Origin of the sequence: Pseudomonas fluorescens (genome assembly GCF_902498195.1) — a bacterium.
Lineage (GTDB): Bacteria > Pseudomonadota > Gammaproteobacteria > Pseudomonadales > Pseudomonadaceae > Aquipseudomonas > Aquipseudomonas fluorescens_BU.
Genome location: NZ_CABVIY010000004.1, coordinates 133,893 through 152,185, shown reverse-complemented (window position 1 = coordinate 152,185; position 18,293 = coordinate 133,893). Strand labels below are relative to the sequence as shown.

15 protein-coding genes and 5 tRNA genes are annotated in these 18,293 nt (G+C 60.8%); 6 read left to right on the top strand and 14 right to left on the bottom strand.

The genetic code is table 11. The annotated features are described in order from the left end of the window. Positions 1 to 5: 5 nt before the first annotated feature. The 9 genes from F8N66_RS15735 to gltX all read right to left on the bottom strand — a co-directional run bounded on the left by F8N66_RS15735 (position 6) and on the right by gltX (position 5,409). Positions 6 to 965: a tRNA dihydrouridine synthase gene (locus tag F8N66_RS15735; RefSeq protein WP_150771061.1), complete on the bottom strand. Its 960-nt coding sequence runs from the start codon at positions 963 to 965 to the stop codon at positions 6 to 8. A gap of 117 nt (positions 966 to 1,082) precedes the next feature. Further along, positions 1,083 to 1,520, bottom strand: coding sequence for an acyl-CoA thioesterase (locus F8N66_RS15730; RefSeq protein WP_150771060.1), 438 nt, complete (start codon positions 1,518 to 1,520; stop codon positions 1,083 to 1,085). A gap of 48 nt (positions 1,521 to 1,568) precedes the next feature. Continuing rightward, a complete protein-coding gene (locus F8N66_RS15725) occupies positions 1,569 to 2,402 on the bottom strand; it encodes an alpha/beta fold hydrolase (protein ID WP_150771059.1) in 834 nt (277 codons plus the stop codon). 28 nt (positions 2,403 to 2,430) lie between these two features. Further along, positions 2,431 to 2,970, bottom strand: a complete 540-nt coding sequence (locus F8N66_RS15720) for a TetR/AcrR family transcriptional regulator (RefSeq protein ID WP_150771058.1) — start codon at positions 2,968 to 2,970, stop codon at positions 2,431 to 2,433. Positions 2,971 to 3,154: 184 nt separating this feature from the next. Beyond that, positions 3,155 to 3,230: transfer RNA gene (locus F8N66_RS15715), tRNA-Glu, on the bottom strand. 80 nt (positions 3,231 to 3,310) lie between these two features. Continuing rightward, positions 3,311 to 3,386: transfer RNA gene (locus F8N66_RS15710), tRNA-Ala, on the bottom strand. Positions 3,387 to 3,439: 53 nt separating this feature from the next. Next, a tRNA-Glu gene (locus tag F8N66_RS15705) sits at positions 3,440 to 3,515 on the bottom strand. A gap of 79 nt (positions 3,516 to 3,594) precedes the next feature. After that, positions 3,595 to 3,670: transfer RNA gene (locus tag F8N66_RS15700), tRNA-Ala, on the bottom strand. Between the two features lie 257 nt (positions 3,671 to 3,927). Beyond that, positions 3,928 to 5,409 (bottom strand): glutamate--tRNA ligase, encoded by a 1,482-nt coding sequence (gene gltX / locus F8N66_RS15690; RefSeq protein ID WP_150771057.1) that lies wholly within the window; start codon positions 5,407 to 5,409, stop codon positions 3,928 to 3,930. 229 nt (positions 5,410 to 5,638) lie between these two features. On the opposite strand from gltX, the gene F8N66_RS15685 reads away from it, so the two are divergent. Both F8N66_RS15685 and F8N66_RS15680 read left to right on the top strand, forming a co-directional pair. Next, entirely contained in the window at positions 5,639 to 6,727 is a 1,089-nt protein-coding gene (locus F8N66_RS15685) for an HlyD family secretion protein (protein ID WP_150771056.1), read from the top strand. 49 nt (positions 6,728 to 6,776) lie between these two features. Beyond that, entirely contained in the window at positions 6,777 to 8,267 is a 1,491-nt protein-coding gene (locus F8N66_RS15680) for an MDR family MFS transporter (RefSeq protein WP_191623022.1), read from the top strand. A 120-nt stretch (positions 8,268 to 8,387) separates the two neighbouring features. Here the strand turns inward: F8N66_RS15680 and uvrB are convergent, their stop codons facing one another. Continuing rightward, the gene (uvrB, locus tag F8N66_RS15675; RefSeq protein WP_150771054.1) at positions 8,388 to 10,403 is read right to left on the bottom strand and encodes an excinuclease ABC subunit UvrB; all 2,016 of its coding nucleotides are present in this window, start codon (positions 10,401 to 10,403) and stop codon (positions 8,388 to 8,390) included. A gap of 351 nt (positions 10,404 to 10,754) precedes the next feature. Here uvrB and F8N66_RS15670 point away from each other — a divergent pair, with 351 nt between their 5' ends. Beyond that, positions 10,755 to 11,951 carry an amino acid aminotransferase gene (locus tag F8N66_RS15670; RefSeq protein WP_150771053.1) on the top strand — a complete coding sequence of 399 codons (1,197 nt, stop codon included), beginning with the start codon at positions 10,755 to 10,757 and terminating at the stop codon, positions 11,949 to 11,951. A gap of 238 nt (positions 11,952 to 12,189) precedes the next feature. Beyond that, positions 12,190 to 12,399 (top strand): hypothetical protein, encoded by a 210-nt coding sequence (locus F8N66_RS15665; RefSeq protein WP_150771052.1) that lies wholly within the window; start codon positions 12,190 to 12,192, stop codon positions 12,397 to 12,399. Here F8N66_RS15665 and F8N66_RS15660 read toward each other — a convergent pair. Next, positions 12,396 to 12,626, bottom strand: coding sequence for a hypothetical protein (locus F8N66_RS15660; protein ID WP_150771051.1), 231 nt, complete (start codon positions 12,624 to 12,626; stop codon positions 12,396 to 12,398). The genes F8N66_RS15665 and F8N66_RS15660 overlap by 4 nt on opposite strands. A gap of 227 nt (positions 12,627 to 12,853) precedes the next feature. On the opposite strand from F8N66_RS15660, the gene F8N66_RS15655 reads away from it, so the two are divergent. Beyond that, a tRNA-Asn gene (locus F8N66_RS15655) sits at positions 12,854 to 12,929 on the top strand. A gap of 79 nt (positions 12,930 to 13,008) precedes the next feature. Here the strand turns inward: F8N66_RS15655 and F8N66_RS15650 are convergent. The 3 genes from F8N66_RS15650 to F8N66_RS15640 all read right to left on the bottom strand — a co-directional run bounded on the left by F8N66_RS15650 (position 13,009) and on the right by F8N66_RS15640 (position 16,529). After that, positions 13,009 to 14,004: an AraC family transcriptional regulator gene (locus F8N66_RS15650; protein ID WP_150771050.1), complete on the bottom strand. Its 996-nt coding sequence runs from the start codon at positions 14,002 to 14,004 to the stop codon at positions 13,009 to 13,011. Position 14,005: 1 nt separating this feature from the next. After that, the gene (locus F8N66_RS15645; protein ID WP_191623004.1) at positions 14,006 to 15,019 is read right to left on the bottom strand and encodes an AraC family transcriptional regulator; all 1,014 of its coding nucleotides are present in this window, start codon (positions 15,017 to 15,019) and stop codon (positions 14,006 to 14,008) included. 259 nt (positions 15,020 to 15,278) lie between these two features. Then, positions 15,279 to 16,529 (bottom strand): OprD family porin, encoded by a 1,251-nt coding sequence (locus F8N66_RS15640; protein WP_150771049.1) that lies wholly within the window; start codon positions 16,527 to 16,529, stop codon positions 15,279 to 15,281. 360 nt (positions 16,530 to 16,889) lie between these two features. Between F8N66_RS15640 and antA the strand changes: the two genes are divergently transcribed. After that, entirely contained in the window at positions 16,890 to 18,293 is a 1,404-nt protein-coding gene (antA, locus tag F8N66_RS15635) for an anthranilate 1,2-dioxygenase large subunit (RefSeq protein WP_150771048.1), read from the top strand.

The following is an 18,293-nucleotide window of genomic DNA, read 5'->3' as shown; positions in this document are numbered from 1 at the left end:
TTTTTTCAGGCCGCTTCCGCTACTTGCAGACCCAGCAAACGCGACACCTGATCCAGTTCTGTCTCCCGCCGCAGCACGGTGAACAGCTCGACCGCCTCAGGGTAATTGCGGGTCAGCATCGCCAGCCATTGCTTCAGGCGACCCGGCGATTGGCGTGGCGTCATTTGCGCCTTGGCCTGCAGCCAGAAGTCCTGGAGCAGCGGCAACAACTCGGCCCAGGTCATCTCGACCACCTCTTCACCGGCCCGGGCCGCGGCGATTTGCCGGGCCAGGTCGGGACGCGAAACCAGGCCACGGCCGAGCATGATGTCTTCCACGCCACTGATCTCGCGGCAACGGCGCCAGTCTTCCACGCACCAAATATCGCCATTGGCAAACACCGGCACCTTGACCACATCCTGCACCCTGGGAATCCACTCCCAGTGCGCCGGTGGCTTGTAGCCGTCGGTCTTGGTCCGTGCGTGAACCACAATGTGCTCCGCGCCCCCCTCGGCCAGGGCCGTGGCACACACCAGCGAACCGTCCGGGCTGTCGAAGCCCAGGCGCATCTTGGCGGTCACCGGGATGTGCGCCGGAACGGCGCGACGCACATGTTCGACGATCCGGTTCAGCAGCTCGGGCTCCTTGAGCAATACCGCACCGCCACGGGATTTGTTCACGGTCTTGGCCGGGCAACCGAAGTTCAGGTCAATGACTTCGGAACCCAGCTCGCAGGCCAGCGCGGCATTTTCCGCCAGGCAAACCGGGTCCGACCCCAGCAACTGCACGCGCAGCGGGACGCCGGACGCGGTGCGGGCACCGGTGAGCAATTCAGGGCCGAATTTGTGGAAATAGGCCGGCGTCAGCAGCTGATCGTTGATCCGGATGAATTCAGTCACGCACCAATCGATACCGCCCACCCGGGTCAGTACGTCGCGCAAGATGTTGTCGACCAACCCCTCCATGGGCGCCAAAGCAATTTGCATGAAAAACACACTCAACGAAAAACGTGGAAGTAGGAGCTGCCGAAGGCTGCGATCTTTTGATCTTGATCTTGAAGATCAAAAGATCGCAGCCTTCGGCAGCTCCTACACAGGATTATGTCAGGTCAAAACGGGTATGGCCGGGCCGTAGCCCTCAATGAACTCCGCCGGCATGCGCTTGGGCTTGCCCGTGGACAGTTCGATGCACACGAACGTGGTTTGCGCGCGCAGCAACGTCGAGTTATCGCTGGGCCGCTTCAACTGGAAGTGGCGGGTCATTTTCAGGCGCTGGTCCCAATCGACGATCCAGGTCGCCAATTGCAGTTCGTCGCCTTCATAGGCGGCCGCCAGGTAATCGATTTCGTGCCGCACCACGGCCATCGCACGGTCCAGCCGACGATACTCGACCAGGTCCAGGCCCAGGCGCTGGGAGTGGCGCCAGGCACAGCGTTCGAGCCAGGTCACGTACACCGCGTTGTTGGCGTGCCCCAGGCCGTCGATGTCCTCGGCGCCCACTTGCAGATCAATGATAAATGGCGTTGCCCGATCCCAGCCCATGCCCCACTCCCGGTCAGATGTTGTCGACCGGCGCAGTGTAACGGATGCTCAGGCCGATTGGCGCGATTGCAGGCTGCGACCGGCCAGCAGTGATAACACGCCATCAATCACCCGCGGATCAGCAAGGACCCGCTGATGACCGCCCTCTGACAGACGCAACAGGCGGCTGTCGAACCAGGCGTCGTGGATCAATTGCGACTCCTTGACCGGGACGAAATTGTCGTCCTCGGCATGGACGATCAGGCCGGGCATGTCCAGTTGATAGTGCGCGACATCCAGCGTCGCGGCGCGCATGCCGACGTCTTTCTCGACCTGGCGAATAAACGCCGAACGGGCTTTCGGTGGCAGCCCCACATATCGGGCGAAACCGCGCAATACCCCAAGAATCCGCGCCGGCGCGGCGATGCTGACCAATGTTTCGGTGCGCAAGCCCAATTGCACGGCAAGCATCGCGCTGGCACCCCCCATCGAGTGACCTATGACGGCCTGCAGCGGCGGCAATTCGGCGGCAGCTTCAAGCATGGCGCGGGCGAACAATACGACATGCGCCTCGGTGCCCGGCGAGCGACCATGCGCCGGGCCATCGAGGGCCACCACGGTGTAGCCGGCATCGACCAGCGCGGTGATGAGACTGGCAAACTGGGTTGGCCGGCCTTCCCAGCCGTGCATCAACAACACCGCCGGTCCCTGGCCCCAACGCAATGCCGAGAGGCCGAAACGCAACGTGATCCGTTCGGACTTGGCCAGCAACGGCAGCTCCCAGTCACGTGGTGGCGTATCGCGCGGCGTCATGAACGCCAGTCGCATTTTGCTGGCGACCAGTTTCGGCGCAAACCAGCCCAAGGTGCCATTAACGCCACGAACCCACTTCAACGTGCTCATCGCTCTCTCCCAAGGCCCTGCCTTCAGGTCAGCGCACCGCCGACTTGGCAGCGCGCAGCAATCGATCGGATAAATCACCTGGCCCCAGCGCCCGTGCAAGCGCCAGACCGCCCACCATCAAGGCCATGTCGGCCAATGCTTTATCGGTATCTTCAGGACTGGCCGCCAGCTGCGCGACCATCAGCTCCAAATGCTCGTTCAGCGCGATGCGGAACGTCTCAGGCAAACGTCCGAGTTCGCCGATCGAGGCCGGGATCGGGCACGCCGCTTCGCTGGAATCACGATGTTTGCGCGACAGATAGAACGCAGCGACCAGGGCGCGACGCTCTTCACCGGTCAACTCGGCATCCATGTCGGCAATCAAGTCACGACGGCGACCCAGCAATTGCTTGAAGGCCTCCAGCATCATCGCGTCCTTGCTTTCGAAGTGCGCATAGAAACCGCCGACGGTCAGGCCAGCCGCGCCCATCACTTCGCCCACGCTCGGTTCGGCCGGGCCACGCTGAATCAGCGCTGCGCTGGCGGCCTTGAGGATGCGTTCGCGGGTTTGAGCTTTTTTATCGTTCATCGTTGCCTCCGAATATTACGACTAGAATATTATTCTCATAATAATTTTCTGCAAGTCGAGAATGTGACCGCTGGTCTGAAGAACAGTTTGGGAGAATGGGGGGGATTTGGCCAAACGCCAGACAAACAAAAGGGCCATTCAATAATTGAATGACCCTTATAAAATCCCGCAGAGCGGGTAATCGTGGCGTCCCCTAGGGGACTCGAACCCCTGTTACCGCCGTGAAAGGGCGGTGTCCTAGGCCACTAGACGAAGGGGACGCAAAACCTTCTATACCACTGATCAGTGCTGAGAGCTGATCGATTCAAGGCCGGTGTGGCCAGACCTTGAACTGTAAAAATGGTGGAGCTAGACGGGATCGAACCGTCGACCTCTTGCATGCCATGCAAGCGCTCTCCCAGCTGAGCTATAGCCCCGGATTTTTCGCCTCGCGGCGGAGCGAAATCTTGCAACATCGCTTCTGTAAAACTGGCGTCCCCTAGGGGACTCGAACCCCTGTTACCGCCGTGAAAGGGCGGTGTCCTAGGCCACTAGACGAAGGGGACGCAAACCCTTCTATACAACTGATCAACGCTGAGTGTTGATCGCTTCAAGGCCGGTGTGGCCAGGCCTTGAAGTGTAAATTGGTGGAGCTAGACGGGATCGAACCGTCGACCTCTTGCATGCCATGCAAGCGCTCTCCCAGCTGAGCTATAGCCCCTCATCGTTGATGTCATCGCTGAGGACGGGGCGAATCTTAAGGGTGTATCGAAAGGCTGTCAAACTTATTTTTCAAAATATTTGAAATTTTTTGCCGACATTACAACCACTTACCGCCCTCCCCCCGAAAATCCGGCATTCGGGATGAAACACAACTCTGTAGGAGCTGCCGAAGGCTGCGATCTTTTGACGTTGGCTTTTAGAAACAAGATCAAAAGATCGCAGGCTGCGCCAGCTCCTACACAGAACCGAACGCCCTTAGGCGATCGCACCCAAGAGCTTTTCCCACTCCTTGTTCTCTTTCTTCGACACGCCGCCCAACAGGTCAATCGCCTGGCGCAAGCGGAAACGGGTCAGGTCCGGGCCGAGGATTTCCATCGCATCGAGCACCGAGACCGAGCTGGCCTGCCCCGTGATCGCGGCGAACATCAAAGGCATGGCATCACGCAGCTTCAGCTCCAGGGATTCCACGACCGCCTGAATCGTCGCGGTGATGTTGTCCTTCTCCCACTGACGCAGGCTTTCAAGCTTCCACAGGATCAACTGCATCAGCTGGCGGACCTGATCGCCGGACAGCTTCTTGGACTCGAACAACTTGGCGTCCGGGTTCACCCCACCGGCAAAGAAGAAGCCGGCCAGCGGTGCGACCTGGCTGAAGGTTTCAACGCGGCCCTGCACGTGCGGCGCTATCTTCATCATGTAGTCGGCATTGAAGGCCCACTTCTGCACCCGCGCGGCAAACTCTTCCACCGGCAGGTCGCGCAGCCACTGGCCGTTGAGCCAGGACAGTTTCTCGATGTCGAAAATCGGCCCGCCCAGGGAAACACGCTTGAGGTCGAAGTTGTCGACCATTTCCTGCAACGAGAACTTCTCGCGCTCGTCCGGCATCGACCAGCCCATGCGGCCCAGGTAGTTGAGCATGGCTTCCGGCATGAAGCCCATACGCTCGTAGAAGGTCACCGAGGTCGGGTTCTTGCGCTTGGACAGCTTGCTCTTGTCCGGGTTGCGCAGCAGCGGCATGTAGCACAGCTCCGGTTGTTCCCAGCCGAAGTATTCGTACAACAGGATCAGTTTCGGCGCCGATGGCAGCCACTCTTCGCCACGCAACACGTGGGTGATGCCCATCAGGTGGTCATCGACCACGTTGGCCAGGAAGTACGTCGGCAGGCCATCGGTCTTCATCAGGACTTGCATGTCCATGCGGTCCCACGGGATTTCGACATCGCCACGCAGCATGTCCGGAACCACGCAGACGCCTTCGCTCGGCACCTTCATGCGGATCACGTGCGGCTCGCCTGCGGCCAGGCGGCGCGCGACTTCTTCCTTGGACAGCAGCAACGCGCGGCCGTCGTAACGCGGGGTTTCGCCACGGGCCATTTGCTCGGCGCGCATCTGGTCCAGCTCTTCGGCGGTGCAGAAGCACGGGAAGGCGTGACCCAGGTCGACCAGCTGCTGGCAGTACTTCTGGTAAATCTCGCCGCGCTCGCTCTGACGGTACGGACCGTGCGGGCCGCCGACGTCCGGGCCTTCGCTCCAGTCGATGCCCAACCAGCGCAGGGCGTCGAAAATCTGCTGTTCGGACTCGCGGGTCGAACGCAACTGGTCAGTGTCTTCGATCCGCAGGATGAACTCACCGCCGTGCTGCTTGGCAAAGCAGTAGTTGAACAATGCGATGTAAGCGGTACCTACGTGGGGGTCCCCGGTAGGCGATGGCGCGATGCGAGTGCGGACGGTGGTCATGGCATGTCTCGAAAAATAAAAAGCGAAGATTAAACAGGGGGCGAATGGTAACAGGCGCAACCCGCCCGGCTCCAGCAAACAGGGCATTTAAGCCAAGGTTGCGCCTACATCGCCCGTATGGCGCGGTGAATGGCCGAATATCAGCCGATGGCATTTACCGTTTATCGGCTGTATGCCAGATTCACCTGCTGATAACTTTCCTTACATATTCTCGACTACAGTTTGCCCCATGCCTGCCCAACTCAAGCGTCGCCTGTTTATTTTCCTGATGATTGTCCTGCTGATCGGCGGGGGCTTTTTTGCCCACTGGTTCTTCAAGGGACGGTTTTATGAAAGCACTGACAACGCGTATGTCCAGGGCGAGATCACCCGCGTGTCGAGCCAGCTGGGCGCGCGCATCGACCAGGTGCTGGTGCAGGACAACCAGCACGTCGAGAAAGGCCAGCTGCTGATCCGGCTCGAAGGCGATGACTTCCGCCTCGCCGTCGACCGCGCCAACGCGACCCTCGCGACGCGCCAGGCCGAACGCCTGCAAGCCCAGAGCAAACTGACCCAACAGGCCAGCCTGATTGCCGCCAGCGATGCGCAGGTCGCCTCCACCCAGGCGAGCCTGGGCCGCTCGCAAATCGACCTGGACCGCGCACAGACACTGCGCAAACCCGGCTACGTCTCGGAAGAACGGGTGACCACCCTGTCCGCCGACAATCACATAGCCCGCTCGCAACTGACCAAGGCCCAGGCGGATGCCCAGGCCCAGCGCCAGCAAGTCAACGCATTGAGCGCCGAAATCAAACGCCTCGACGCGCAGATCGCCAATGCCAGGGCCGACCTGGCCCAGGCCGAACTGAACCTCACCCGCAGTGACATCCATGCGCCCATCAGCGGCCTGATCGGCCAGCGTTCGGCCCGCGAAGGCCAGTACGTGCAGGCCGGTGCCTACCTGCTGTCGATCGTGCCCGATGAAGACATCTGGATTCAGGCCAACTTCAAGGAAACCCAGATCGGCCACATGCAACCCGGGCAGAAAGCCGAGCTGATCTTCGACGCCTACGGCGACACGCCGATCCAGGCCCGGGTCGACAGCCTGTTCGCGGCCTCGGGGGCGCAGTTCAGCCTGTTGCCGCCGGACAATGCCACGGGCAACTTCACCAAAGTCGTGCAACGGATACCGGTGAAACTGACCTTCTCCGCCGACAACCCGCTGCGCGGCAAGATCCGGCCCGGCATGTCGGTCACTGCCAAAGTGAACATCAAGGACGCACCTGAAAGCGTCACGGCCAAGGTGATCAGCCAAGACACCCCAGACGATGGCCGGTGATCAACTGATCCGGCCGGTCGGAGAACCGACCCGGCGGGACTGGATCGCGGTGATGAGCGTGATGCTCGGCGCCTTTATGGCCGTGCTCGACATCCAGATCACCAATTCCTCGCTCAAGGACATCCAGGGCGCGTTGTCGGCGACCCTTGAAGAAGGTTCGTGGATTTCCACCTCCTATCTGGTGGCGGAAATCATCATGATCCCGCTGACCGCCTGGCTGGTGCAGCTGCTGTCGGCGCGACGCCTGGCGGTGTGGGTGTCCCTCGGTTTTCTCGTCGCCTCGCTGCTGTGTTCCATGGCCTGGAGCCTGGAAAGCATGATCGTCTTTCGCGCCTTGCAGGGCTTCACCGGCGGCGCGCTGATCCCGCTGGCGTTCACCCTGACCCTGATCAAACTGCCCGAGCATCACCGCGCCAAAGGCATGGCGATGTTCGCCATGACCGCCACCTTCGCCCCGTCCATCGGCCCGACCCTGGGGGGCTGGCTCACCGAAAACTGGGGCTGGGAATACATCTTCTACATCAACATTCCGCCCGGCCTGCTGATGATTGCCGGCCTGATGTACGGCCTGGAGAAGAAAGAAGCGCACTGGGAACTGCTCAAAAGCACCGACTACACCGGGATCGTCACCCTCGGCGTCGGCCTGGGCTGCCTGCAGGTGTTCCTGGAGGAAGGCCATCGCAAGGACTGGCTCGAATCGGACCTGATCGTCGCCCTCGGCAGCATCGCGCTGATCAGCCTGATCACCTTCGTGATCGTGCAGTTCTCCAAGCCCAACCCGCTGATCAACCTCGGCATCCTCGGCAATCGCAACTTCGGCCTGTCGAGCATTTCCAGTGTCGGGATGGGCGTCGGCCTGTACGGCTCGATCTATCTGCTACCGCTGTATCTGGCGCAAATCCAGAACTACAACGCCTTGCAGATCGGCGAGGTGATCATGTGGATGGGCGTGCCGCAGCTGTTCCTGATTCCGCTGGTGCCCAAGTTGATGAAGGTGGTCTCGCCGAAATGGCTGTGCACGATTGGCTTCGGCCTGTTCGGCCTGGCGAGCTTTTCCTCGGGCGTGCTAAACCCCGACTTCGCCGGGCCGCAGTTCAATCAGATACAGATCGTTCGCGCACTGGGACAACCGCTGATCATGGTCACCATTTCGCTGATCGCCACGGCGTACATCCTGCCCCAGGATGCGGGTTCGGCCTCAAGCCTGTTCAACATCCTGCGCAACCTCGGCGGCGCCATCGGCATCGCCCTGCTCGCCACCTTGCTGGATGCGCGGACCAAGACCTACTTTGATTATCTGCGCGAGTCGATTGTGCCGAGCAACCCGCAGGTGGCCGAGCGCCTGGCCTCGCTGACCAGCACCCTGGGCAACGAAACGGCGGCGCTGGGCAAGCTCAGCGAGATCGCCCACCAGCAGGCGTCGATCATGGCCTATAACGATGCCTTTCATTTTGTCGGGATTGCGCTGGGGGTCAGCATGGTGGCGGTGTTGTTGACCAAAACCTTGCCGGTGGGGTTGAAGGCCGGGGAAGCGCATTAACTGCGCCGTTCTTTCAGACGCCTTCGCGAGCAAGCCCGCTCCCACATTGGTTTGGTGTACGACACCGATCTAATGTGGGAGCGGGCTTGCCCGCGAAGAGGCCCGATCAGGCGCTGAAAATCAAACCGCGATCAACCGCTCGCGCAACTTGGCAATCTCGTCGCGCATCTGCGCCGCGGCCTCGAATTCCAGGTCGCGGGCGAGCTGGTACATCTTCTCTTCCAGCGCCTTGATCCGCTTGGCGACTTCCCCCGGCGAACGCAACTCGGCTTCGTACTTGGCGTTCTCCTCGGCAGCCTTGGCCATGCCTTTGCGCTTCTTGCTGCGCGAGCCCGGCACGGTGGCGCCTTCCATGATGTCGGCGACGTCCTTGAACACCCCTTTGGGCGTGATGCCGTTGGCCAGGTTAAAGGCGATCTGCTTGTCGCGCCGGCGTTCGGTTTCACCGATCGCCCGCTCCATGGAACCGGTGATGCGATCGGCGTACAGAATCGCCCGGCCGTTGAGGTTACGCGCCGCCCGGCCGATGGTCTGGATCAGCGAGCGTTCGGAACGCAGGAAGCCTTCCTTGTCCGCATCGAGGATCGCCACCAGCGACACTTCCGGCATGTCCAGGCCTTCGCGCAACAGGTTGATCCCCACCAGCACGTCGAAGGTGCCGAGGCGCAAATCGCGGATGATCTCCACCCGCTCCACGGTGTCGATGTCCGAGTGCAGGTAGCGCACACGCACGCCGTGGTCGGCCAGGTAATCGGTCAAGTCTTCGGCCATGCGCTTGGTCAGCGTGGTCACCAGCACCCGCTCTTCAACGGCGACGCGCTTGGTGATTTCCGAGAGCAAATCGTCGACCTGGGTCAGCGCCGGGCGGATTTCGATTTGTGGGTCCACAAGGCCGGTCGGGCGCACGACCATGTCAATGACACGCCCGGCGTGCTCGGCTTCATAGTTGCCCGGCGTGGCCGAGACGAAGATCGTCTGCGGGCTGATGCCTTCGAACTCGTCGAAGCGCATGGGGCGGTTGTCCAGCGCGGACGGCAGGCGGAAGCCATATTCCACCAGCGTTTCCTTACGCGAACGGTCACCTTTGTACATCGCGCCGACCTGCGGCACGCTGACGTGGGACTCGTCGATCACCAGCAAGGCGTCGGCCGGCAAGTAATCGAACAGGGTCGGCGGGGCCTCGCCGGAAGCGCGGCCCGAGAGGTAGCGCGAGTAGTTTTCGATACCGTTGCAGTAGCCCAGTTCCAGGATCATCTCCAGGTCAAAGCGGGTGCGCTGTTCGAGGCGCTGCGCTTCCACCAGCTTGTTGTTGGAACGCAGGTATTCCAGGCGCTCCTGCAATTCGACCTTGATGCCCTCGATGGCGCCCAGCAAGGTTTCTCGCGGGGTCACGTAGTGGCTTTTCGGGTAGAAGGTGAAACGCGGCAGCTTGCGGATCACTTCGCCGGTCAGCGGGTCGAAGGCCGACAGGCTCTCGACCTCGTCATCGAACAGCTCGATGCGGATGGCTTCGAAATCCGATTCCGCGGGGTGAATGTCGATCACGTCGCCGCGCACCCGGAAGGTCGCGCGGGCGAAATCCATGTCGTTGCGGGTGTATTGCAGGTCCGCCAGGCGCCGCAGCAGCGCACGCTGATCCAGCTTGTCGCCGCGATCCACGTGCAACACCATCTTCAGATAGGTTTCCGGACTGCCCAAACCGTAGATGCACGACACCGTGGTCACGATGATCGCGTCCTTGCGTTCCAGCAGTGCCTTGGTGGCGGACAGGCGCATCTGCTCGATGTGGTCGTTGATCGAGGCGTCTTTCTCAATGAAGGTGTCGGAGGACGGCACGTAGGCTTCGGGCTGGTAGTAGTCGTAGTAGGAAACGAAGTACTCCACCGCATTGTTCGGGAAGAACGCCTTGAATTCGCCGTACAACTGCGCCGCCAGGGTCTTGTTCGGCGCCAGCACCAGGGTCGGGCGCTGCACCTGGGCGATCACGTTGGCGATGCTGAAGGTCTTGCCCGAGCCGGTCACACCGAGCAGCGTCTGGTGCGCCAGCCCGGCCTCGATGCCCTCGACCATCAGGCGGATGGCTTCCGGCTGATCGCCGGCAGGCTCGAAGCGGGTGACGAGCTGGAATTCAGACATGTATACCTCTCGGTTCTCGGAGCAGGAATACGCCCCTGCGCGGCCAGACCGGCAGGAACGGGAAAGGCCGCAAACGACGCACGTCGCCCGAGGAAAAAACTGGATTGTGCTCAATGTGGTGCCGATTGCCCGCGCTTTCAAGGCAAACGTCCTACATCCCTTAAAGTCTTTGACGCAGCCAATCGACTAACGGTCGAAAAATAATCCGAAAAACTTACCCTAAAAGCCGAATCGTCTGTCGCCATCAATCGCAGATGGCCTCTATACTAGCTCCCCGTTTGTGCACCGCTCTAGTGCATTCGGCTGGAGCGCGACACGTCCCTCCACTCTCCATTCAGAGCCGCCGCAAAAATGAGCCTGTTCTCCGCTGTCGAAATGGCACCACGCGATCCAATCCTGGGCCTCAACGAAGCATTCAACGCCGATACCCGTACTGACAAAGTCAACCTGGGGGTCGGTGTTTACTGCAACGAGGAGGGGCGAATTCCACTCCTGCGCGCCGTTGTCGAAGCCGAGACGATTCGCGTCGCTCAACACGCGTCTCGTGGCTACCTGCCCATCGACGGTATCGCTGCCTACGACCAGGCCGTGCAAAAACTGCTGTTCGGCAATGATTCGCCTCTGATCGCCGCTGGCCGCGTCATCACCACCCAGGCCGTTGGCGGCACTGGCGCACTGAAAATCGGTGCCGACTTCCTCAAGCAACTGCTGCCGAACGCCGTCGTGGCGATCAGCGATCCGAGCTGGGAAAACCACCGCGCCCTGTTCGAAACCGCCGGTTTCCCGGTGCAGAACTACCGCTACTACGACGCCGCGACTCACGACGTGAACCGCGCCGGCCTGCTGGAAGACCTGAACGCCCTGCCAAACGGCTCGATCATTGTGCTGCACGCCTGCTGCCACAACCCGACCGGTGTGGACCTGAGCCCGGCGGACTGGAAAAACGTTCTGCAAGCCGTGAAAGCCAAGGGCCACGTACCGTTCCTCGACATGGCCTACCAGGGCTTTGGCGATGGCATCGACGAAGACGCGGCTGCCGTGCGCCTGTTTGCCGAGTCGGGCCTGACCTTCTTCGTGTCCAGCTCGTTCTCCAAATCCTTCTCGCTGTATGGCGAGCGTGTGGGCGCCCTGTCGATCGTCAGCGAATCGAAAGAAGAAAGCGCGCGCGTGCTGTCGCAAGTCAAACGCGTGATCCGCACCAACTACTCCAACCCGCCAACCCACGGTGCAAGCATCGTGGCGGCCGTGCTCAACAGCCCGGAACTGCGCGCCCAGTGGGAAGCCGAACTGGCGGAAATGCGCCTGCGCATTCGCGGCATGCGCACCCAGATGGTCGACCTGCTGGCGAAAAACGCCCCGCAACGCGATTTCAGCTTCGTCGGTCGCCAGCGCGGCATGTTCTCCTACTCCGGCCTGAGCGTTGAGCAGGTTCAACGTCTGCGCAACGAGTTCGGCATCTACGCCCTGGACACCGGCCGCATCTGCGTGGCGGCGTTGAACCAGAGCAACATCAAGGTCGTGACGGATGCGATCGTTCAGGTGATCTGAACCGCGTTGTGATGCGAAAAACGGGAAGCCGATTGGCTTCCCGTTTTTTATTTGTGGCAGATAATTCTCAAAGCAGCGTCTCATCCCTCTAAACTTCACATCGATCCAATGTGGGAGCGGGCTTGCTCGCGAAGGCGTCAGTTCAGTCAATGATGCGTTGAATCAACCATCGTCTTCGCGAGCAAGCCCGCTCCCACATTTGATTGGTGTACACCCGAGAATTTCCAAGAGAACCCACATGAAAATCGATGACCTACGTGCTGACCGCGGTGACCGCGACGACCTGGATGACTTCATCCCGCGCACCCCGGCCAAACGCGGCAACAACCTGGTGATGCAAGTCGCTGCCGGCGTGTTTCTTGGCGGTCTGGCCCTGTGGCTGGTGCAACTGGGCGCCACGGCGCTTTACGCCAAACTGATGATGGGCACCATCACCTTCGGCGGTTAGGCCAGTTCGGTGGCGCGCTGAGTGGCCGCATCGTCATAGGCGACATAGAGCGATTCAGCGACCTGGGGCTTGATGGCCTTGGTGCTTTCCAGGCCCAGGACAAAACCTTCGGCCTTGCCTCCCGCGCGGTTCAGTTCGTCCGCGCTGGCGGCCTGAGTGATGGCGTCGAACAGTTTTTCGGCGTGCGGGCCTACCCCTTTGGGCAGGCTGATCTGTGCGATGCTCATGCGAGCACCTCGTTGAATCCGGATATCAGGGTTGAATCAGTCATGGCGCGTACCTGTTCGGCGAATGGCCGGTAGCGCGTGCAACCACTTCCGGGCGGTCATGGTAGACCTCTGGCGCCACTCTGGTAACCGCCAATAGCCGTTTAACCACCGTCCGTCCCTTCGAATCCGTCAATTTTCACTCAGATGCTTGACTTCTCTTTTTGAATCAGTAACATAGGCGCCATTCCGCGATAGCTCAGTTGGTAGAGCAAGTGACTGTTAATCACTGGGTCCCTGGTTCGAGTCCAGGTCGTGGAGCCAGACAAGGTTCAGAGCCTTAAAAGCTCCGACCACAAAAAACCCGCCTTCTGGCGGGTTTTTTCGTTTGGGCGCTGACCGCTCATGCCTGAGACTTCATCGTCTGCTTCGGCAACTCTCCAAACCGCTGCCGATAGTAATTGGCAAACCGCCCCACATGCCCGAACCCGAACTCCAGCGCCACCTCGGTCACGCTGCAATGGGGCCGCGCCAGCAAATACTCCCGAGCGGCCTCAAGCCGCAAGCCGCGCAGGCGGTCCATCGGGCTTTGTCCGTATTCACGCTGGCACAAGGTGTTCAAGCTGCGAATGCTCACCCCGACGGCCCCCGCCAGTTCTGCCAGGGTGATGCCCTGGGCAAGGTGTTCGCGCATGCAGGCGTCGATTTTTTGCAGCTGGCGACCGGGCTGCCGTGGCGACGGCGACGCTTGCTGCGCCACGCCACAATGGCTGAGCAGAAACAGCGGCAGGCTTTGCTCCAGATGCTGCAACCAGCGCGAAGGCGATGCGCCGGCCTCGCCATCGGGCAAGTGCTCCAGCAACTCGCTGACCAGACGAAACCAGCGCATCGCCAGTGGCCGTTGCAGGCGGCTGACCGGCGCCAGCGTGAAGCCCGAAGGCAAATCATCGGCCAGCGCCCGCTGGCCGGCGTCGAGCAATGCCCGGGGCAGTTTGAGGATCAGTTGCTCGCAGCCCTCCTCCCACACCACGCGCGCCTGCTCGCGGGGGGACAGAATCGCCACCTCGCCGGGGCTGACGGCATAACCCATGCCGTCGGACTCCAGCGTGGCACTGCCACGCAGCGGCATCTGGACCAGCACGAAATCTTCGAAAGGCTGCGGCCGGATTTCCACCTGGCCGCCGTAGCGCAGCGCATACAGTTCGCAGCTGGCCACCTGGCCGCGATAGAACGCCGTATCGACGCCGCCCCGCGGCCAATCCAGCTCATGCTCCACCAGCGCCTGGCCCATCAACCGCTGGGTTTCCTGCGCCGAGCGGCTGGTGAAGACCGGTTCGCGGCACATCAGCGACAAGTTCAGGCCCACGCTGTTGGCGGTGGCCGCGTGTAAAGTCGTCATTTCAAAGCGACCGGTTGCGACGGGCTTCGCTGCGTTGCAGGGTGGCACTGGGGGTTTCGTTGAACAGCTTGCGGTATTCGCTGGCGAACCGGCCCAGGTGCGAGAACCCCCAGCACATCGCGATCACGGAGATGTTGCGCACCGAGGCATCTTCGAGGATTTCCTGGCGCACGGCGCCCAGGCGAAACTTTTTCAGGTAAGCCATGGGCGAGACGCCCAGGTGCTTGCGAAAGCCTTCGAACAGTTTGAAGCGCGACACCCCCGCCGCCGCCTCGACGTCTTCCAGGTGGATGTCTTCGCGGGCGTTGCTTTCGATGAAGTCCTTGGCGCGCACCAGGTAGTACGGCAACTTGGCGCCCAGTTGCTCACGCAGTTCGGCACTGTAGTTGTTGGGCTGGGAAAGGATGAGGCCCTTGATCAGCGCGCTCTCGATATCGCGGGTGAAGAACACCTGGTTGAACAGGTCGTGGCCACGCTCCAGCTCATCGATGTAGTAACGGGCCAGCCGCCACCAGGAGGCCGAGGCGCCGTTGACCGCGTCCATCACCGGCTCGAACTTCACCGGCATTTCCAGCGGGCGTTGCAGCATGCCTTCCAGGGTCTGGCGCATGGCCATGCGGGTGATCACCACCGAAATCTTGTGGCAGTCGCCGGCCATGGTCAGCGCCTGGGTTTCGTGGGGCGTCACGATCAACCCCTGGTCCTGGTTGGAGTGCAACCGGCGGCCGTCCTTGAGCAACTCCTGCTCGCCACGAATCGGCAGGCTGAGGCTGTAGCAATTGAGGTGTTCGGCGTCCTCGACACCGATGGTCACGTCGGTGCCGTATTCCATCCGGCCCAGGGTCGTGGACATGGACTTGAACACATTGGCCTTGTGGTGAAACTGAATCCGGTTCGGCTGGCGGGTCTGCAGTTCGTGCGGCCCGCAAATGCCGGCCATCCACGCACGGGCACCGGCCAGGTCGTAGCGATCTATGCGGATATCTCGAAATTGCACAACATTTGGTTCGGTCATGTCAGTACACCCACGGCAATGGACATCGACACGCTCTTCGGCGCGTATTCTCATTGGGTTTGCAAGGGCTATGCCCAGCCGGTGCGAACAGGCGATATCCGCATTTTTTGGCTAGTAATCGGAAACTATCTGGATAACGAACGCGTTGTGCGGCGTTGCTGCGCACAGCAACGGTGCCGGAAGCGGTCGATGCCCTGGGTAAAGCGCTACCCAAGGCGTCACTTCAGCGCACAACCGCGTTCGATTTCAGGGCGGGACGTTACCAAAATTTCCAGGTGTAGGTGGTGATCAGGCGATTCTCCACCCAGTCATTGCCGTGGCTGAATTTGGAGACGACGTTGCCGGCCTCCACACCCACGCCCTTGAGCGGACCGCTTTGCACCACATAAGACAACACCAGGTCGCGCTCCTGTTCCGCCGCCTGGCTCAGGTTATCGCCACGATCGATCGAGGTGCCCTTGAAGTAACGGGTCATGAAATTCAGGCCCGGTACGCCGAGGGCGGCGAAGTCGTAGTCATAGCGAACCTGCCAGGACTTTTCATTCGGCTTGATGAATCCCACCCGCGACCAGTTCACCAGGAACGGCTGCGGCACATAACCACCCAGGGTCGGGAAGTTGCTGTCGCCGAGCATGCGCTGGTAGCCCAGGCCGAATCGGTGCCCGCCTTTTTTCAGCCAGGTCATGGCGCCCCAGGAGCGGTTGTCGATATCGCCATAGAGGGCATCACCGTCTTCGCTGTTGTTGAAGTAACGCAGGTCGGTCTTCAGCCCGTAACCGTTGCCCAGGTCCGCCAGATGGGTGATCCCCAGGTAGTGCTGCTGGTAGATGTCTTCCAGTTGCGCGTAGAAATAGGTCCCGGTCAGCGACGGGGTGAAGGCATAGCTGGCACCGGCGAGGTTCATGCCATCACTGCCACGGCGCACGCCGGAGCCGGTCTGCAGGTACAGTTTTTCGTAGTTGGAGGAGTTACGCGCACCGATTTCCGTCAGCCGCCCGGCGGTCAGTGTCAGGCGGTCGACCTCCTTGGATTCGAGCAAGGCGCCGCGATAGGTAGTCACCAGTTGGCGTGAGTCGTCCATGATCACCACCGGCAGCAGCGGCCGCAGTTCACCGACCTTCAGTTCGGTTTTCGAATAGCGCATTTTCAGCGTCACACCGCCACGGCCGTATTGATCGGCTTGCTCCTGACGGCTTTGGCTGTAAGGGATGATGGTGTCATCGCCGCGCCCGCCACCGCCGTCCAGCCGATAGGCGTACTGCGCTTCGGCATCGACGCCGAACTGCACCGGGCCTTCGGTATAGCCGGAAGCGAAACGCAAATCGAAACCCTGTGTCCAACTGCCCACTCGCGAACGGGCCGGGTTGTCCTCCTTGAAATCCCGATCGATGTAAAAGTTACGCGTACCCAGGGTCAGCTTGCTGTCATTGACCACATCCGCCTGTGCCAACAATGGCGTCAACAAGCCAACTGTTTGAACACCCCGAATTAACCACGTCTTATGCAACATATTATTTCTTCCCCCTGCCGCGTATTAGCAGCACATGAATAGAAGGCACTTCTGGTACAGAACCCAGGGCCATGAGCAATGGCAGTTTTTGGTGACCTGAAGCGAGACACTCTGGTGGTGCTTCGATTGAAATTAAGCCGCAACAAGTTCCTCAGCGGCTATCCCGTTACTGGAAGACAAATAGCCATTTGCTCAGCCACCGGCCGGGGTAAAAGCCAGTGTTTACGGGGGTATATCGCCAACTAGAGAGAACCAGGGCTTATTTTCCGGATGAGTTTCCACTAATAAGCGGATAGACCCTGTCCTTCGCCACGTCATTAAATGAAGGCGTGAATTAGCCCATTGGCCGAGGACTGGGAAATGACAACAGCACGAAGTGTCGAACAGTGGAAAAGTTATATAGAAAGTTGCCTGGACTTCCGCCCGCAAGACGGTGTTTATCGCATTGCCCGCGATATGTTTACCGACCCGGAACTGTTCGACCTGGAAATGGAACTGATTTTCGAAAAGAACTGGATCTACGCCTGCCACGAAAGCGAGATCGCCAATAACCACGATTTCATGACGATGCGTGCCGGCCGCCAGCCGCTGATCATCACCCGCGACGGTGAAGGTCGTCTCAACGCCCTGATCAATGCCTGCCAGCACCGTGGCACCACCCTTACCCGCGTCGGCAAGGGCAACCAGTCGACCTTCACTTGCCCCTTCCACGCCTGGTGCTACAAAAGCGACGGCCGCCTGGTGAAGGTCAAGGCGCCGGGCGAATACCCCGAAGGCTTCGACAAGGCCACCCGTGGCCTGAAAAAGGCCCGTATCGAAAGCTACAACGGCTTTGTGTTCGTCAGCCTCGACGTGGACGGCACCGACACCCTGGAAGACTTCCTCGGTGACGCCCGGGTGTTCTTCGACATGATGGTGGCGCAGTCGCCGACCGGTCAGCTCGAAGTGCTGCCGGGCAAGTCGGCCTACACCTACGACGGCAACTGGAAACTGCAGAACGAAAACGGCCTGGACGGTTATCACGTCAGCACCGTGCACTACAACTACGTGGCCACCGTGCAGCACCGCCAGCAGGTCAATGCCGAGAAAGGCCTGACCGCCAGCGACACCCTGGACTACAGCAAGCTGGGCGCCGGCGACAAGGAAACCGACGACGGCTGGTTCGCGTTCCACAACGGCCACAGCGTGCTGTTCAGCGACATGCCCAACCCGGCCGTGCGCCCGGGCTACGCCAGCATCATGCCGCGCCTGGTCAAGGAGCACGGCCAGGGCAAGGCCGAGTGGATGATGCACCGCCTGCGCAACCTGAACGTCTACCCGAGCATGTTCTTCCTCGACCAGATCAGCTCGCAGCTGCGGATCATCCGCCCGCTGGCCTGGAACAAGACCGAGATCAACAGCTTCTGCCTGGGCGTGGTCGGCGAGTCGGATGCCGATCGGGAAAACCGCATTCGCCAGTTCGAAGACTTCTTCAACGTGTCCGGCATGGGCACCCCCGACGACCTGGTGGAGTTCCGTGAAGCCCAGCGCGGTTTCCAGGCCCGCCTGGAACGCTGGAGCGACATTTCCCGTGGCCAGGGCAAGTGGGTCGAAGGCGCCACCCGCAACAGCGAGACCATTGGCATCGCCCCGGCTCTGACCGGCACCGAGTTCACCCATGAAGGCCTGTACGTCAACCAGCACGCCAACTGGCAGCGCTTCTTGCTCGAAGGCCTGGCGCGCAAGGCGGCCGACCAACAACCGTTGAAACTGCGTGAGGTGTGA

Bases quoted from the DNA above. Each gene is read 5' to 3' on its own strand.
- F8N66_RS15735 (WP_150771061.1), bottom strand. From the start codon at position 965: ATGCAAATTGCTTTGGCGCCCATGGAGGGGTTGGTCGACAACATCTTG.
- F8N66_RS15730 (WP_150771060.1), bottom strand. From the start codon at position 1,520: ATGGGCTGGGATCGGGCAACGCCATTTATCATTGATCTGCAAGTGGGC.
- F8N66_RS15725 (WP_150771059.1), bottom strand. From the start codon at position 2,402: ATGAGCACGTTGAAGTGGGTTCGTGGCGTTAATGGCACCTTGGGCTGG.
- F8N66_RS15720 (WP_150771058.1), bottom strand. From the start codon at position 2,970: ATGAACGATAAAAAAGCTCAAACCCGCGAACGCATCCTCAAGGCCGCC.
- gltX (WP_150771057.1), bottom strand. From the start codon at position 5,409: ATGACCACCGTCCGCACTCGCATCGCGCCATCGCCTACCGGGGACCCC.
- F8N66_RS15685 (WP_150771056.1), top strand. From the start codon at position 5,639: ATGCCTGCCCAACTCAAGCGTCGCCTGTTTATTTTCCTGATGATTGTC.
- uvrB (WP_150771054.1), bottom strand. From the start codon at position 10,403: ATGTCTGAATTCCAGCTCGTCACCCGCTTCGAGCCTGCCGGCGATCAG.
- F8N66_RS15670 (WP_150771053.1), top strand. From the start codon at position 10,755: ATGAGCCTGTTCTCCGCTGTCGAAATGGCACCACGCGATCCAATCCTG.
- F8N66_RS15665 (WP_150771052.1), top strand. From the start codon at position 12,190: ATGAAAATCGATGACCTACGTGCTGACCGCGGTGACCGCGACGACCTG.
- F8N66_RS15660 (WP_150771051.1), bottom strand. From the start codon at position 12,626: ATGAGCATCGCACAGATCAGCCTGCCCAAAGGGGTAGGCCCGCACGCC.
- F8N66_RS15650 (WP_150771050.1), bottom strand. From the start codon at position 14,004: ATGACGACTTTACACGCGGCCACCGCCAACAGCGTGGGCCTGAACTTG.
- F8N66_RS15645 (WP_191623004.1), bottom strand. From the start codon at position 15,019: ATGACCGAACCAAATGTTGTGCAATTTCGAGATATCCGCATAGATCGC.
- F8N66_RS15640 (WP_150771049.1), bottom strand. From the start codon at position 16,529: ATGTTGCATAAGACGTGGTTAATTCGGGGTGTTCAAACAGTTGGCTTG.
- antA (WP_150771048.1), top strand. From the start codon at position 16,890: ATGACAACAGCACGAAGTGTCGAACAGTGGAAAAGTTATATAGAAAGT.